This is a genomic window from Salinigranum marinum (assembly GCF_024228675.1).
GTDB lineage: Archaea > Halobacteriota > Halobacteria > Halobacteriales > Haloferacaceae > Salinigranum > Salinigranum marinum.
Map to the genome: position 1 here is coordinate 3127767 of NZ_CP100461.1, position 14235 is coordinate 3142001.

The 14235-nt window shown below is 70.1% G+C and carries 14 protein-coding genes; 9 read left to right on the forward strand and 5 right to left on the reverse strand.

Annotated elements, in window-relative coordinates:
* Window position 1 precedes the first annotated feature (1 nt).
* From NKJ07_RS15580 to NKJ07_RS15590, 3 genes are all read left to right on the forward strand, one after another.
* Window positions 2–1051, forward strand: coding sequence for a [LysW]-lysine hydrolase (locus tag NKJ07_RS15580; protein WP_318567712.1), 1050 nt, complete (start codon window positions 2–4; stop codon window positions 1049–1051).
* An 84-nt stretch (window positions 1052–1135) separates the two neighbouring features.
* Entirely contained in the window at window positions 1136–2044 is a 909-nt protein-coding gene (gene argF, locus NKJ07_RS15585; RefSeq protein WP_318567713.1) for an ornithine carbamoyltransferase, read from the forward strand.
* Window positions 2045–2178: 134 nt separating this feature from the next.
* The gene (locus NKJ07_RS15590) at window positions 2179–2850 is read left to right on the forward strand and encodes a hypothetical protein (RefSeq protein WP_318567714.1); all 672 of its coding nucleotides are present in this window, start codon (window positions 2179–2181) and stop codon (window positions 2848–2850) included.
* Between the two features lie 14 nt (window positions 2851–2864).
* Here NKJ07_RS15590 and NKJ07_RS15595 read toward each other — a convergent pair whose 3' ends face one another.
* Complete coding sequence (locus NKJ07_RS15595; RefSeq protein WP_318567715.1) at window positions 2865–3317, reverse strand: ester cyclase; 453 nt, start codon at window positions 3315–3317, stop codon at window positions 2865–2867.
* A 381-nt stretch (window positions 3318–3698) separates the two neighbouring features.
* Here NKJ07_RS15595 and NKJ07_RS15600 point away from each other — a divergent pair, with 381 nt between their 5' ends.
* Window positions 3699–5795 carry an ATP-dependent DNA helicase gene (locus NKJ07_RS15600; protein ID WP_318570471.1) on the forward strand — a complete coding sequence of 699 codons (2097 nt, stop codon included), beginning with the start codon at window positions 3699–3701 and terminating at the stop codon, window positions 5793–5795.
* On the opposite strand, the gene NKJ07_RS15605 is transcribed toward NKJ07_RS15600, so the two are convergent.
* Window positions 5768–7750 (reverse strand): PAS domain-containing protein, encoded by a 1983-nt coding sequence (locus NKJ07_RS15605; RefSeq protein WP_318567716.1) that lies wholly within the window; start codon window positions 7748–7750, stop codon window positions 5768–5770. The two genes, NKJ07_RS15600 and NKJ07_RS15605, sit on opposite strands and share 28 nt — an antisense overlap.
* 228 nt (window positions 7751–7978) lie before the next feature.
* On the opposite strand from NKJ07_RS15605, the gene NKJ07_RS15610 reads away from it, so the two are divergent.
* The gene (locus tag NKJ07_RS15610) at window positions 7979–9328 is read left to right on the forward strand and encodes a cytochrome P450 (protein WP_318567717.1); all 1350 of its coding nucleotides are present in this window, start codon (window positions 7979–7981) and stop codon (window positions 9326–9328) included.
* Between the two features lie 107 nt (window positions 9329–9435).
* Here NKJ07_RS15610 and NKJ07_RS15615 read toward each other — a convergent pair whose 3' ends face one another.
* On the reverse strand, window positions 9436–9945 hold the full coding sequence (locus tag NKJ07_RS15615; protein WP_318570472.1) for a 2'-5' RNA ligase family protein: 510 nt from the start codon (window positions 9943–9945) through the stop codon (window positions 9436–9438).
* A gap of 86 nt (window positions 9946–10031) precedes the next feature.
* Window positions 10032–10223, reverse strand: coding sequence for a DUF7554 family protein (locus NKJ07_RS15620; RefSeq protein ID WP_318567718.1), 192 nt, complete (start codon window positions 10221–10223; stop codon window positions 10032–10034).
* Window positions 10224–10403: 180 nt separating this feature from the next.
* Here NKJ07_RS15620 and NKJ07_RS15625 point away from each other — a divergent pair, with 180 nt between their 5' ends.
* The 4 genes from NKJ07_RS15625 (at window position 10404) to NKJ07_RS15640 (ending at window position 13686) form a co-directional block, all read left to right on the forward strand.
* On the forward strand, window positions 10404–11381 hold the full coding sequence (locus NKJ07_RS15625) for a hydroxyacid dehydrogenase (protein ID WP_318567719.1): 978 nt from the start codon (window positions 10404–10406) through the stop codon (window positions 11379–11381).
* Window positions 11378–12163, forward strand: coding sequence for an HpcH/HpaI aldolase family protein (locus NKJ07_RS15630; RefSeq protein WP_318567720.1), 786 nt, complete (start codon window positions 11378–11380; stop codon window positions 12161–12163). Before NKJ07_RS15625 ends, NKJ07_RS15630 begins: the two co-directional genes overlap by 4 nt.
* Window positions 12164–12248: 85 nt before the next feature.
* Entirely contained in the window at window positions 12249–13421 is a 1173-nt protein-coding gene (locus tag NKJ07_RS15635) for an SPFH domain-containing protein (protein ID WP_318567721.1), read from the forward strand.
* Window positions 13422–13533: 112 nt separating this feature from the next.
* Window positions 13534–13686, forward strand: coding sequence for a hypothetical protein (locus tag NKJ07_RS15640; RefSeq protein ID WP_318567722.1), 153 nt, complete (start codon window positions 13534–13536; stop codon window positions 13684–13686).
* Between the two features lie 92 nt (window positions 13687–13778).
* Here NKJ07_RS15640 and NKJ07_RS15645 read toward each other — a convergent pair whose 3' ends face one another.
* Window positions 13779–14234, reverse strand: a complete 456-nt coding sequence (locus NKJ07_RS15645) for a universal stress protein (RefSeq protein WP_318567723.1) — start codon at window positions 14232–14234, stop codon at window positions 13779–13781.
* Window position 14235: the final 1 nt, after the last annotated feature.

Below are 14235 nucleotides of genomic sequence, written 5' to 3' on the forward strand. Positions count from 1 at the left end.
CATGAGCACAAAATCGAAGACACGGACGACGGAGACGAACGCGCGCGAACTGCTTGTCGATCTCGTGTCGACGCCGTCGCCGTCGGGGCAGGAGGCCGATGCGGCCGCGCTCTTGGTCGCGTTCTTCGAGGTACACGACCGAGAGGTGTACGTCGACGACGCCGGGAACGTGCGCGCCCCGGCCGACGACTCCGTGCTCCTGACGTCACACATCGACACCGTCCCGGGGAACATCCCGGTCGAGATCAGAGACGGTGAGCTGTGGGGCCGTGGGAGCGTCGACGCGACCGGGCCGCTCGCGGCGATGGCCACGGCGGCCGTCGAGACCGGCGTCTCCTTCGCGGGCGTCGTCGAGGAGGAGACCACCTCGTCGGGCGCGCGTTTCCTCTGTGAGGACCGCACCGAACCCGACGCCGTGGTGAACGGCGAACCCTCCGGCTGGGAGGGGATCACGCTCGGCTACCGGGGCTTCCTCGACGGGACGTACGTCGCCACCTCCGAGTCGGGGCACTCCTCGCGCCCCGACATGAACGCCATCGAGGAGGCGATGGACTGGTGGCAGAAGGTCGAGAACGCCTTCGAGGCCGACGAGTGGCGACCCATCTTCGAGCAGGTGACGACCAAGCCCGTCGGCTTCGACGGCGGTCTCGGGGCGGACGGTCTCTCGGTGGAGGCGACGATGGAGGTGCAGTTCCGCATCCCGCCGGCGCTCTCCGCCGACGAACTCCGCGAACTCGCCGACTCCAAACTGGTGGAAGGAACGGTCCACTGGGAGAAACCCATCCCCCCGGTGATGGAGTCACCCCGGACCGAAGTCGCCCGTGCGTTCCGGGTCGCCATCCGCGGCGCCGGCGGCAGTCCACGCCTGCTTCGGAAGACGGGCACGAGCGACATGAACCTCTACGCCGACACGTGGGACTGCCCGATGGTGACGTACGGCCCCGGCAACTCCGACCTCGACCACGCGCCGGACGAACACCTCCCGCTCGACGAGTTCGACACCTCGGTCGAGATCCTGACCGACGTCGCGCGAACGCTCGCGGACGGCTGACCGACCCGGAGACGACAGACCACGGACGACTGCCACGGAGACGACAGACCACGGACGACTGCCACGGAGACGACACGAAGTCACATGACGCTCTCGACAACTCATCTGCTCGATATCGACGACCTCTCGGCCGCGGACGTCCACGCGGTGTTGGACCGCGCGACGGCGCTCAAGGCGGGGACTGACGACACACGGCTCCCCCAGCGAACCCTGGGGATGATCTTCGAGAAGCCCTCGACCCGAACCCGCGTCTCGTTCGAGACGGGGATGACACGGCTAGGCGGGCACGCCGTGTTCCTCGGGCCCGACGACATCCACCTCGGTCACGGCGAGCCGATCGCCGACACGTCGCGAGCGCTGTCGCGGTACGTCGACGCCATCATGGCTCGCCTGTTCGATCACGCCGACGTGGAGGAACTCGCCGAGTACGCCGACGTCCCGGTCATAAACGGGCTCACGGACGATGCCCACCCGTGTCAGACGCTCGCCGATCTCCTGACGATCTGCGAGCGGTTCGGCTTCGAGGACGTGCAGGTGGCGTGGGTCGGCGACGGCAACAACGTCGGCCAGTCGTTCGCGCTCGGCTGTGCGCTCGTCGGCATCGACCTCGTCGTGGCGACGCCCGACGGCTACGGCATGAGCCAGTCGGTGCTCGACCGTGCGGCCGCGCTCGGGTCGGCACCCGAGATCGCCGACACGCCCGAATCGGCGGTCGCCGGGGCCGACGTCGTCTACACGGACGTCTTCGTCAGCATGGGCGAGGAGGCCGAGCGCGAGGAGAAGCTCGCGGCGTTCGACGGCTACCAGGTCGACGCCGCGCTGCTCTCGAACGCGAAGCCGGGGACGAAGGTGATGCACTGTCTGCCCGCCCACCGCGGCGAGGAGATCACCCACGACGTCGTCGAATCCGACCGTGCCATCGTCTGGGACCAGGCCGAGAACCGCCTGCACGCCCAGAACGGCCTGCTGGTCGAACTGCTGGACGCGAACTGAACGCCGCTGCTCTTTTGGTTCGAAAATCAAAGCATAACATCCGGGCCTCCCGATGTACGAGTTCGAAGTTCGAATCTTTGTCCCAGAGCCGACCGACCGGAAGGCGTGAGTAACCCGCGTGCCACGAGACGGCCATGACTTCGTGCCCTACCGACGCCGCGCTCCGCCGTCGGCTCCGCCTCGGGACCGTCGGGCTCGGCGTCGCCGTGGCCGCCCTCTCGGGTGCCGTCGTCACGAACCCCGACGTGCTGACGGCGACGAGCCGTCGGGCGGTCGAGGCGACCGCTACCGCGTACGACACCACGCCCGCGGTCGCGTTCGTCACGCTCCACGCGCCGTTGGTGTTCGGCGTCCTCGCGGGGGCCGTCGGCTCCGTCTACGTCGGACTGCTCCTGCCGAGCGGGGTCGCCACCTCGGGCGAGGCCGCCGCCGATCCCGACTCGGTCGCGGCGGCGGTGCGGTTTTACGCCGCGACCGGCGCGGTCGCGACCGCGTTCGCGCTCGGTCCGCCGCTGGCGGTCGTCGTCGGGGTCGGACCGCTTCCGGCGGGGCTGCTCCTCGCGTTCGTCGCCGGGCTGCCGGTCGGCGTGCTCGCGCTCTGCGGGGCGACGGTCGGCACGGCGCTCCGGGCGAAGACGGGGTGGCGCTCGGCAGCGCTGCTCGGAACGGCCGGGCCGGTGGTCGGACTCGTCCTCGCACACGCCGCGCCGACGGGACCGGTCTGGACGGTCACGGCGGGAACCGTCTTCGTCGCCGCGGCGCTCGTCGGGGGTGGCTGGACGCTGGTGCGGGGACCGAGATCGTAGCGCGGCCGTGAGTGTCACCCGACCTGCTCGACATCGGCGCTCAGTTCCGGGATCACATCCAGTTCCTCTACCATCCGGAGCGTGTCCCACTCGGACCAGATCTCGTCGATCTCGCCGTCGACGACGCTGAACACGTTGATCCCCTCGACGACGAACACTTCCCCGGTTGGCTCGATACCGAACAGTTCGCTCCGGTGGGTACCCGTCGCGGTCCACCGCGCGGTGATCCGTCCGTCGGAGCCGAACACGTCGTCGACCGCGTACCGGAGGTCCGGAAACGCCCGGCGGTACACCCCGACGTAGTCTTTGACGTCCGCGGGCGAGGTCACGTCGGTCGGCGTCAGGCTCTCGGGACCGTGGTACCGGACGCCCGACGCGAGGATCTCGTCGGCGACCGGGAGGTCCGCGTCGTTGAACAGTTCGTCGAACCACCGGCGGACGAGTTCCTCGGCGTTCGTCTCAGACATGTCATGTCACCACATACCACGTCGTCGTCCCGGTACAAAACGGTCCCGCCGACGGCAGACGTGGGCAACGACTCCCCGACGATCGAAGCCAACGGTTCGCCGACGATCGCTCGACATCTGTGCCGTGTCCGTCGCGGTGGCGTCCGCCGGCAGAGCGTCGGCGAACGGTCGAGGATCAGGGACACCGACGGACCGCGAAGGGTGCGGTTCCACCGGAAACAGGGGGGTTCGAGCGCGGCGTGAGCGTGGGGTCGGTGGCGAGCGTTTTTTGCCGATCGGGGCGCGAGAGCGTGTGTGGCAGCCTCGAACGAGTCCTCGGGCGGGGACGATCACTGGCGCTTCTTTCCGTACGACGAGCCGTACCCGAACCAGGCGGAGGCGATGGCGCGGATCGCCGAGGCGCTCGAATCGGAACAGAACGTCCTCTTGGAGGGCGCACCGGGGACAGGCAAGACACTCTCGGCGCTCGTCCCGGCGCTCGAACACGCCCGCGCCGAGGACAAGACGGTCGTCATCACGACCAACGTCCACCAGCAGATGCGACAGTTCGTCGCGGACGCCCGCGCGATCACCCGCGAGGAGCCGATCCGCGCCGTCGTGTTCAAGGGGAAGGCGTCGATGTGTCACATCGACGTCGACTACCGCGAGTGCCAGACCCTCCGCGACACGACGCGCGACCTCGTCGACAAGCGAGCGGAGGTCGCGGAGTTGAAGACGCGTGAGCAGGCGCTGTTGGACGAACTGCGCGAGGGAGCCGACGGAGCCGCCGACGCCCGCCAGGCGGTGCTGGACGAGCTCGAGACGCTCGAATCCGAACTCGAATCGTTCGAGCGCGGAAACGTCTGCGACCACTACCGCGCGAACCTGACGCGCGACACCGGTGAGTTCTTCTCGTGGCTGTTCGACGACGTGCGCACGCCACAGGACGTCTACGACTACGCCGACCGCGAGGGGCTCTGTGGCTACGAACTGCTGAAGGAAGGGATGGAGGGCGTCGACCTCGTCGTCTGCAACTACCACCACCTGCTGGACCCCCTGATCCGAGAACAGTTCTTCCGGTGGCTCGGCCGCGATCCCGGCGAGGTCATCACTGTCTTCGACGAGGCGCACAACGTCGAGTCGGCGGCGCGCGACCACGCGACGCGGACGCTGACCGAGAACACGCTCGCGTCTGCACTCTCCGAGTTGGAGGAGGTCGACGACTCGCGGGCGGCGGCCGCCGAAAACGTGCTCGGTGCGTTTCACGACGCGCTCCGTTCGGCGTACGACGAGGCGCTGGGGTTCGGCGAGCGCGAGCAGGTCGACGAGAACTGGTACGACCTCTCCATCTCGAACCCCGACCGCCGGGACGGCCTCACGCTCCGCTTTCTCGACGCCTACCAGGGACGGGGTATCTCGACCGAGATCGACCTCGCCCGCCAGTTGGGGGAGACGCTGGACGAGGAGTACGAGGAGGCGTACAAGCGGGGTGAGACGACCTCGCGTCGGGAGTGCCAGACGCTGAGCGCGGCGGCGTTCGTCTCGGCGTGGATGGACGAGGGCGGCGACCTCGGTCAGCACCCGATGCTCTCGGTCCGGCGCGACGGCGGGAGCGGCGAGGTGTACGGCCGCGCGGAGCTGTACACCTGTATCCCGCGGGCGGTCACGGCGGACCTGTTCGAGGAGGTATCGGCGACCGTCCTGATGAGCGCGACGCTCCGCCCGTTCGACGTGACACGCGACGTCCTCGGACTCGACGACCCCGAGACGATGGCGTACGGCCTGGCGTATCCCGAGACCAACCGCCGGACGCTCGCCGTCGACGTACCGCCGCTGTTCAGCGCCGAGCGGAGCGACCCTGAGACCCAGCGGGTCGTGGCCGACACGCTCGACGACCTGCTCCGGTTCACTCCCGGGAACGCGCTCGTGTTCTTCCCCTCGTACGCCGAGGCAGAGCGCTACTACGAGCGCCTTCGAGGAAGCGACACGGAGCTGCTGCTCGACGGGTCGGACGTCGACACGGAGGAACTCCGACAGCGGCTCGTCGCGGGCGACGATGGCGCGCTCTTCACCTCGCTGTGGGGGACGCTGGGCGAAGGGGTGAGCTTCGACGGCGACGACGCCCGGACGGTCGCGGTCGTCGGCGTCCCGTACCCCCATCTGTCGGAGCGGATGGAGGCCGTCCAGGACGCGTACGACCGCGCGTACCCCGGGACGGACGCGGGCTGGCGCTACGGCGTCGAGATCCCCACGATCCGGAAGACCCGACAGGCGCTCGGGCGCGTCATCCGCTCGCCCGACGACTTCGGCGTGCGGCTCCTGCTCGACCGTCGCTACACGCGCGAGAGCCGCGACATGGGTCGGTACGGCGTCCGCGGCTCGTTCCCGACCGAGGAGCGGACGGAGTTCGTCGACGTCGCGCCCGAGAAGGCGAAGTTCGCGATGCTGAACTTCTTCACCGATCACGACGCTTACGACGGCGACCCGCCGCGCCCGTGAGGCCGGTCGACGCCGACGAACTCGAAGCGCGCCCCGCCGACGTCACTCTCCGTGACCGAGATGGCCCAGCCGTGTGCCGCCGCGATCCGGTAGACGATGGCGAGCCCGAAGCCCGTCCCCGCCGCCGACGTGGTGAAGCCGGGGGCGAAGACCGATCCGCGGTCGCTCTCGGGGATGCCGAGGCCGTCGTCGGCGACGAAGAAGCCGGACGGTTGGTCGGTGAGCTCCGATCCCGAGAGGAGTCCCACCCTGATCGAGACGGAGGGCCGGTCGTCCGCCGACCCGTCTTCGACGCTGCCACCGGACTGCCGTGCAGTCCGGTTGCTCGCGGAACCGTGCTCCACGCGGTCCTGCGAGCGAGGGCCCGTCGAGCCGTGCTCGACAGCGTTTCGGAAGAGGTTCTCGAACACCTGCCCGAGCCGGCGCTCGTCGGCGAAGACGACCGCGTCGTCGACGGCGAGCGTCGCGTCCCCCGTGTCGACCATCGACCACGCGGTGTCGGCGACGGTGGACAGCGACACCGGTTCGGGGTTGGCGATGGTTTCGCCCTGGCGGGCCAGCGTGAGGAGGTCGGAGGTGAGCGCGTGCATTCGGTCATGTGCGCGAGCGACCGCGGCGCGGTGTCCCATCGAGGCGAGATCGACCGTCCGGATCAGGTCGAGGTGTCCGGTGGCGACGGCCAGCGGACTCCGGAGGTCGTGGCTGACGACGCTGGCGAACTCGTTCAGTCGCTCGTTCTGTCGCTGGAGTTCCGCCTCGTTCCAGCGCCGTTCGGTCACGTCCCGGGCGAGACCGATCACCCGGTTGGGGCGGCCGTCGCGGGAGACGACTACCCCTTTGCCGTTGATCCAGCGGTTCGGCTCATCGAGGTCCGGGCGGAGTCGATGTTCGACCTCGTACGTCTCACCGGTCTCGACCGCACGCCCGATAGCCCGTTCGAGGCTCGGCCGGTCGTCGGGGTGGATCCGGTCGAGGTAGTCCCCGCGGGTGCCCGCGAACTCGCCAGCACCGAAGCCGAAGAGCCGTTCCATCGTCCCGTCCCACACGACCTCGTCCGTCCCGACGTCCCACTCCCAGACGCCGGTCTCGGTCCCCTCGAGCGCGAGTTCGAGGCGGGCGTTGGCCCGTTCGAGTTCGCGTTCTCGCTGGCGGGACTCCGAGCGATCGGTCAGCGCGCCCGTCACGGTCGTCGGTTCGCCGTCGTCGTACGCGACGTGGGCGCGTGCCGATACGTGGCCGTACGAACCGTCGCCGAGCCGGAAGCGAAACCGGTCCTCGTACCGGTCGGAGCCCGCGCTGAACGTCGCGTCGAGGCGGGCCGCGACCCGCTCGCGGTCGTCGGGGTGGAGCCGCTCGATCAACCAGTCGAAACTGTCGCCCACCTCGTCGGCGTCGTAGCCGAAGACGCGGGCGTAGCCGTCGCTCCGCCAGACGGCGTCGGACCGCACGTCCCACTCGAAGAAGGCGTCCGCGGCGACCCTCCCGACGAGTTCGTACCGGCGGCGGGTCGTCGCGAGTTCCTGCGTCAGTCGGTACTTCTCGACGAGGGTCGTGATGCGGGTGGCGAGAAGCGGGTACCGGTCCGTCCCACCCTTCTGGAGGTAGTCCGAGACGCCGGCGGAGATGGCCTCCGCAGCGACCTCCTCGGAGCCCCGCCCCGTGAAGAGGACGAAGGGGAGGTCGGGCCACCGCTCGCGTACGCGCGATAGGAACGCCAGTCCGTCCATCCCGGGCATCTCGTAGTCGCTCACCACGCAGTCGACGGCTTCGGTCGCCAGGCGGTCGAGCGCCGCGGCGGCGTCCACGTCGGAGCGGACGACGAAGCGGTCGTCCTCGCCGGAGAGGAACTCGGCGGTGATCGCGGTGAACGGCCGGTCGTCGTCGACGTGCAACACCCGGATGGGCCGGCCGTCGGACCGGCCGGCCGCCGGCGGTCGTGGAGTGTCGGTGCTCATGTCCACGAGCAGTGATCGTCGCTCGCGGCCCCCGATACGCGCACCAGCTAGATAGCTTTCGCGGGAGATGTCAGAGGCCTGTCGAGGGGGGCGTGACGACCGTCTTCGTCCCGAGCGCGACGCCGACGAGCGTCGCCGCGGAGCGTGCCGGAGACGGTTCGTGGGTGCGGTCGGCGGGCGGTCGTGGGGGCCGAACGCTTCATGTCTCTCCAGCCGAAGTGACGGCTAATGAGCACGGAACCGCCCGGCCCGAAGGGCTCCCCGATCATCGGTAACAGCGGCCAGTACGCCCGTGACCCGTTCTCGTTCATCACGGCGTGTGCCGAAGCGTACGGCGACGTCGCACACTTCGAACTCGGACCTATCGAGACGTACATGATCACGAACCCCGCCGACATCGAGCGGGTGCTCGTGACCGACGACGCCAAGTACCGAAAGCCGGCGTTCCAGGACGACGCGATCGGCGACCTGCTCGGCGAGGGGCTCCTCCTGAGCGACGGGGAGACGTGGCGGAAACAGCGCGAACTCGCGCAGCCGGCGTTCTTGATGTCGCGGCTCTCGGGGCTGTCGGAGATGATGACCGACTACACCGCGGAGACCCTCGCAGACTGGTCGCCGGGCGACGTGGTGGACGTCGAGATCGAGATGGCCCGACTCACCGTCAAGATCATCGTCGAGGCCATGTTCGGGTCGTCGATCGACGACGAGCGGGTCCGAACGGTCCAGGAGAACCTCGAACCGCTCGGCTCGCGCTTCGAGCCGAATCCGCTCCGCTTCGCCATCCCCGACTGGGCGCCCACCCGCGAGAACCGCGAGTACAAGCAGGCGCTGTCGACGATCGAAGGGATCGTCTGGGACCTCATCGAGGAGCGCGAGGGGACCCACCACGCCGGCGGCGTGGGCGAGGAGGGCGAGCCGATGGACCTGCTGTCGATCCTCTTGCGCGCGCGCGACCGGGGCGAGCAGTCCGACGAGAACCTCCGCGACGAGATGGTGACGATGCTGCTCGCCGGCCACGACACGACCGCGCTCACGCTCACCTACACCTGGTATCTGCTCTCGGAACACCCCGAGGTGGAGTCGCGACTCCACGACGAACTCGACTCGCTCCTCGGCGGGGAGCGGCCGACGTTCGCCGACGTGCGCGGGATGGAGTACACCGAGGCCGTGTTGAACGAGGCGATGCGGCTGTACCCGCCAGTGTACACGATCTTCCGCGAACCGCAGGTCGACGTGCGTCTCGGCGGCTATCGGGTTCCCGCCGGGAGCGCCGTGATGCTCCCGCAGTGGGCCGTCCACCGCTCGGAGCGCTACTGGGATTCTCCGCTCGAGTTCGACCCCGATCGCTGGCTCGACGAGCGCGCAGACGACCGCCCGCGATTCGCGTTCTTCCCGTTCGGTGGCGGCCCACGCTTCTGTATCGGCAAACAGCTGTCGCTGCTCGAAGCGCGGCTCATCCTCGGGACCGTCTGTCAGCAGTACCGCCTCGAGTACCAGGGCGGGGAGCCGTTCGACCTCCGCGGGTCGCTGACGATGCACCCCCGCCAGGCGATGTCGATGCGGGTCGTCGAGCGGTAGCACGGCCGACCGTCCCGCCCGGCGTCAGTCGTCGCTCGTGACTCGACGGCTCCGTACCCCCGACCCGGGACGTCGCGGGCGACACGGCTCGGGAGTCGTCGGCAGAGTCACGCCGGCAGCGACAGCCGCGCGGCGGCCTCGCGGTAGCGCGAGTCGTAGACGACGAGTTCGGAGACCGTCCAGGTCGCCGAGTCGGCCCGGTCGGAGAGGTCGGCGAGCGTCCCGGCGTCGAACGTCCCGCCGCGACCGAGCGTCACGTGCGGCGTGTAGTCGTCGCCTTCGAGCCCCGCGACCGCGCCGAACCGGTCGACGAGGCGCTCGTGGAGCGCCGCGAGTCCGGCGCTCTCGACGGCGAGATACACCACGGGACCCGGCCCCCGCGGCGGGGTCTCGAACGTGTCGACCCCGTCGGTCCGGACCTCGAACGCCGGTGCGCCCACAAGCGCCGTCCGGAGTCGCTCGCGCAGGTGCGGGAGCGACTCCTCGCCCTCGAACCGCTTGACGACGAGTGAGTGCCGGTCGCGGAACCGATCGACGCCCGCGGCGACGAGCGCGGGGTGGAGGTCGGCGGCGACCCGCGCCACCGACCCCGGAGTGGAGACGTTGAGACTGAACACGGCGTAGTGATCGGGCACACGCGCTCATGAGCGTGTCGAGACCCACGGCGAGCGCGGTGGGTCGTGGACCCCCGCGAGCCCGGGACTCAGATGTAGTCGAGGAACCAGAGGGCGATCAGGGCGACGGCGGCGAGGCCGAGGAGGGGTCGGAGCGGGCCGAAAAGCGCGGTGAAGACGCCGACGACCTCGCCGACGATTTCGAGGACGAGCCAGACGACGGCGAGGCCGAGGACGATCTTCAGCAGGTCCTCGACCTCGATGGCGGCGCGTTCGGGCATCACGCCGGCGGACGGGGCCGACACAGGAGTGTCTTGTGACTCGCCGGGCCGGACGCCGTCGGGGGCCGGGCCCGACTGGCCACATCCCCGTCCGGACGGAACGCCGGCGCGCCGGCCGACCCCGAAGTCGAACCTGTCCGGGGTGTACGTTTTTCATCTCCTCGTGTGAAACGGCGAGGCATGGAACGCTCGTGGGAGGTGCTCCTCCCGGAGGAGATCGATCCGTCGGGTCCGGAGTCGATCGCCGATTTCGCGCGGTGTACCGGGATGGACGAGTACGACAGCGTCACGGACGCGCTCGCCGACGTCGGCCGGTACGACGCCGTCGTCGTCAGGGTGACCGAGATCGACGCCGCCGTCATCGAGCGGGCGTCGAAACTGAAAGTGATCGCCAAACACGGGAGCGGGCTCGACAACGTCGACGTCGACGCCGCGTCGCGTCGGGACGTCGTCGTCTGCAACACGCCCGGTGCCAACGCGCGCTCCGTCGCCGAACACGCGCTCGCGCTCCTGTTCGGCGTCCGGCGGCAACTCCGGGCCGCCGACGAACACGTCCGCGAGGGAGGGTGGGACCGCGCCGCGTTCGCGGGTCGTGAACTCACGGGCGACACGCTCGGGCTGTTCGGCTTCGGGACCATCGCACAGGAGACGGCCGACCTCGCCCTGGGGATGGGACAGGACGTCGTCACGTACGACCCGTACGCCGACGACGAGGAGATACCGGCGGGCGTCGAGCGGGTCGAGGAGCTGACCACGCTGTTCGCCCGCTCGGACGCGGTGAGCCTCGCCGCCCCGCTGACCGCCGAGACGCGACACGTGGTCTCGACCGAGGAGCTGGCGGCGCTCGGGGAGCGGGGCGTCCTCATAAACACCGCGCGGGGGGCGGTCGTCGACGAGGCGGCGCTCGTCGCGGCGCTCGATGAGGGACTGCTCGGCGGGGCCGGCCTCGACACGTTCGCGACGGAGCCGCCGGGGCCTGACCACCCGCTGTACGACCGCGACGACGTGTTGTTGACGCCGCACGTCGGCGGCGTGACCGACCAGGCGCTGGCGCGCATGAGCCGGCAGGCGGCCGCGAACGTTCGCACCGTCTACGAGGGCGGCCTCCCCGACTCGACGGTGAACCGCGACGCGCTGGGCCGGGAGGGGCGACGATGAGGACCCGAAACGGGCTCCGCCGCGCGCTCGAACGCGGCGGGACGGTGTTCGGGGCGAGCGCCGCCACGTTCTCGCCGACGGTGATCGAGACGTTCGGCCAGGTGGGGCTGGACTTCGTCTGGCTGGACTTCGAGCACGGTGGGCCGAGCCCGTACGACAGCACGGTGTTCGAGGAGCTGACGCGGGCGGCCGAGGCGGGCGGCATCGAACTGCTGGTTCGACTCCCCGCCCCGGATCCGCCGCTGATCCGGAAGGTGCTCGACGCCGGCGTCCGGACGATCCTGCTCCCCCGGATCGAAACCGCCGCCCAACTGCGCCGGGGCGTCGAGGCGGCGTACTTCTCGTACGACGGGGACGTCGGCGACAGAGGGGTCGGCGTCGGCCGGACCGCGGAGTGGGCCGGCTACGTCGACAGCCACGTGGGCGGCGAGGACAGCGAGGTGCTCGTCGGGACGATGATCGAGAACGAGCGGGCCGTCGAGAACATCGAGGAGATCCTCGCGGTGCCCGAACTGGGCTTCGCGTTCGTCGGCCCGGCCGATCTGACGATGTCGATGTCGGACGGTGACCCCCTGGCGAAGAACCCCGAAGCCGTCGAGTCGGCGATCGACCGCACCCGCGAGGCCTGTCTGGCGGCGGACGTCCCAGTCGGCCGGATCAGAAACGACGTGACCGAGGCGCAGGAGGCGGTCGACGCCGGCTACCGGATCGTCCGGGTGGGCGGCGACCTCGGGTCGATCCGCGCGACGCTCGGGGCCCGGCTCGACGAACTCGAGCGGTGACCGACACGCGGCGCGTCACCCGCCACCGGCCGGGGCTCTTGTCAGTCGTCTCAAGCCTTATCAGGCGGACGTCCCTACGAGAGGTATGAATATCTTCCGCCGGCTGGGTCGGACCGTCGGTCGGCTCACGTCCGGGGGGGGCGACGGTGTCCAGCGGCGTGGCGGGCTCGGACGCGCCCTCCAGACGGGGCTGGTCGCCGTGGTGTTCGTCGTTCTCACGCTCCTCGTCGTCCCCATCACGCCGGTCACGGTCGTCGGGCTCTCCCTCCTGGCGCTCGCCGTCGCGACGGTGTACAGCGCTGTCGAGATCGTCGAGGCGTACGAGGCCCGGGCGCTCACCGTCTTCGGCGAGTACCGGGGACTCCTCCGACCCGGACTGAACGTCGTGCCGCCGTTCGTCTCGCGGACGTACGCGTTCGACCTCCGGACGCAGACGCTCGACGTTCCCTCCCAGGAGGCCATCACCGAGGACAACTCGCCCGTGACGGCCGACGCCGTCGTCTACATCCGGGTGATGGACGCCGAACGCGCCTTCTTGGAGGTCGACGACTACCTGCGTGCGGTGTCGCTCCTGGCGCAGACGACGCTCCGGGCCGCGCTGGGCGACATGGAACTGGACCAGACGCTGTCGCGGCGCGACCAGATCAACGACAGGATCCGACGGGAGCTCGACGAACCCACCGACCGCTGGGGGATCCGCGTCGAGTCGGTTGAGGTGCGTGAGGTGACCCCGAGCGCGGACGTGGTCAACGCGATGGAAGAACAGACCTCCGCCGAACGGCACCGCCGCGCCATGATCCTCGAAGCACAGGGCGAACGCCGCAGCGCCGTCGAGCGTGCGGAGGGGGAGAAACACTCCGCGATCATCGAGGCGCAGGGGGAGAAACAGGCCGCCGTCTTGGAGGCGCAGGGCGACTCGATCGCCACCGTCCTCCGAGCGCGGGCGGCCGAATCGATGGGCGAGCGCGCCATCGTCGACAAGGGACTGGAGACGCTCGAACGCATCGGCCAGGCACCGTCGACGACGTACGTCCTCCCGCAGGAACTCACGTCGCTGCTGGGGAGATACGGCAGGCAGTTGACCGGAAGCGACGTCCAGTCCGCGGCGGGGCTGGAGAGCCTCGCGTTCGACGACGAGACGCGGGAACTGCTCGACCTCGACAGCGTGGACGAACTCGTGGCCGAGGCGACCGAGGTGACGAACGGGGAGGTCGGCGATCCGGAGGTCGAGTTCGAATACGACGCCGACGGCGACTGAGCACGGACGGAGAGACCGCGCGTCCGACCCGCCGGCGGGGCTGGCCCCGTTCGCGGCGGATCGACTGGCGAGCACACCAACGTTTATCAAAGACCGTGAGGGACACTGAGCCATGAGTCACGAACGTGGATCAGTGCCGGCACCGGAGGGCGGTCGACCGACGCCTTCCACGCCGCTGCGTCGACTCCTCGGACGCGTGCGCGGCCACGTCTCGGAGTGGCCCCGGCGCTACGTCGAGATGCGCGTCGGCCGGAGACGGCCCTGACGGGGGTCGTCGGGGCGGCGGCGAGGACCGACAGGTGGGTCGACGAGTCGACCGGGCGTCGGAGCGACGGCCGTCGCGAGCGGCTCGCCCGCTCAGTCGGTCGCGCCGGCGCGGACCGTGAGCACCGGCACCGGCGCGTTGCGGACGACGCGCTCGGTGACGCTGCCGATCAGGTAGTGATCGAGGCCGGTCCGGCCGTGCGTCCCCATGACCACCAGGTCGACGTCGGCGTCGGCGACGGAGTCGAGGATCTCGGTCTTGGGGATCCCCTCGCGGACGATCCGTTCGGTCGCCACGTCGTCGGGGAGGGCGTCGATCGCCTCGTCGACGGCCGCCTCGGCGCGCTCGCGTTCGGCGCGCTCCCAGGCGTCGGCGGCGATCCCCGCGGTCGGGCTCTCGAACCGGTTGCGGCTGTCGGCGACCGAGAGCACGTGGACCGTCGCATCCGAGAGGGCCGCGATGCGGCCGGCCTCCGCGACGGCCGCCCGCGTCGCGTCGCTCCCGTCGGTCGGGAGGAGGAGGCGGTCGTAGCCGGTCGTCGCCCGCATC

Bases quoted from the DNA above. Each gene is read 5' to 3' on its own strand.
- NKJ07_RS15580 (WP_318567712.1), top strand. From the start codon at position 2: ATGAGCACAAAATCGAAGACACGGACGACGGAGACGAACGCGCGCGAA.
- argF (WP_318567713.1), top strand. From the start codon at position 1,136: ATGACGCTCTCGACAACTCATCTGCTCGATATCGACGACCTCTCGGCC.
- NKJ07_RS15590 (WP_318567714.1), top strand. From the start codon at position 2,179: ATGACTTCGTGCCCTACCGACGCCGCGCTCCGCCGTCGGCTCCGCCTC.
- NKJ07_RS15595 (WP_318567715.1), bottom strand. From the start codon at position 3,317: ATGTCTGAGACGAACGCCGAGGAACTCGTCCGCCGGTGGTTCGACGAA.
- NKJ07_RS15600 (WP_318570471.1), top strand. From the start codon at position 3,699: ATGGCGCGGATCGCCGAGGCGCTCGAATCGGAACAGAACGTCCTCTTG.
- NKJ07_RS15605 (WP_318567716.1), bottom strand. From the start codon at position 7,750: ATGAGCACCGACACTCCACGACCGCCGGCGGCCGGCCGGTCCGACGGC.
- NKJ07_RS15610 (WP_318567717.1), top strand. From the start codon at position 7,979: ATGAGCACGGAACCGCCCGGCCCGAAGGGCTCCCCGATCATCGGTAAC.
- NKJ07_RS15620 (WP_318567718.1), bottom strand. From the start codon at position 10,223: ATGCCCGAACGCGCCGCCATCGAGGTCGAGGACCTGCTGAAGATCGTC.
- NKJ07_RS15625 (WP_318567719.1), top strand. From the start codon at position 10,404: ATGGAACGCTCGTGGGAGGTGCTCCTCCCGGAGGAGATCGATCCGTCG.
- NKJ07_RS15630 (WP_318567720.1), top strand. From the start codon at position 11,378: ATGAGGACCCGAAACGGGCTCCGCCGCGCGCTCGAACGCGGCGGGACG.
- NKJ07_RS15635 (WP_318567721.1), top strand. From the start codon at position 12,249: ATGAATATCTTCCGCCGGCTGGGTCGGACCGTCGGTCGGCTCACGTCC.
- NKJ07_RS15640 (WP_318567722.1), top strand. From the start codon at position 13,534: ATGAGTCACGAACGTGGATCAGTGCCGGCACCGGAGGGCGGTCGACCG.
- NKJ07_RS15645 (WP_318567723.1), bottom strand. From the start codon at position 14,234: ATGCGGGCGACGACCGGCTACGACCGCCTCCTCCTCCCGACCGACGGG.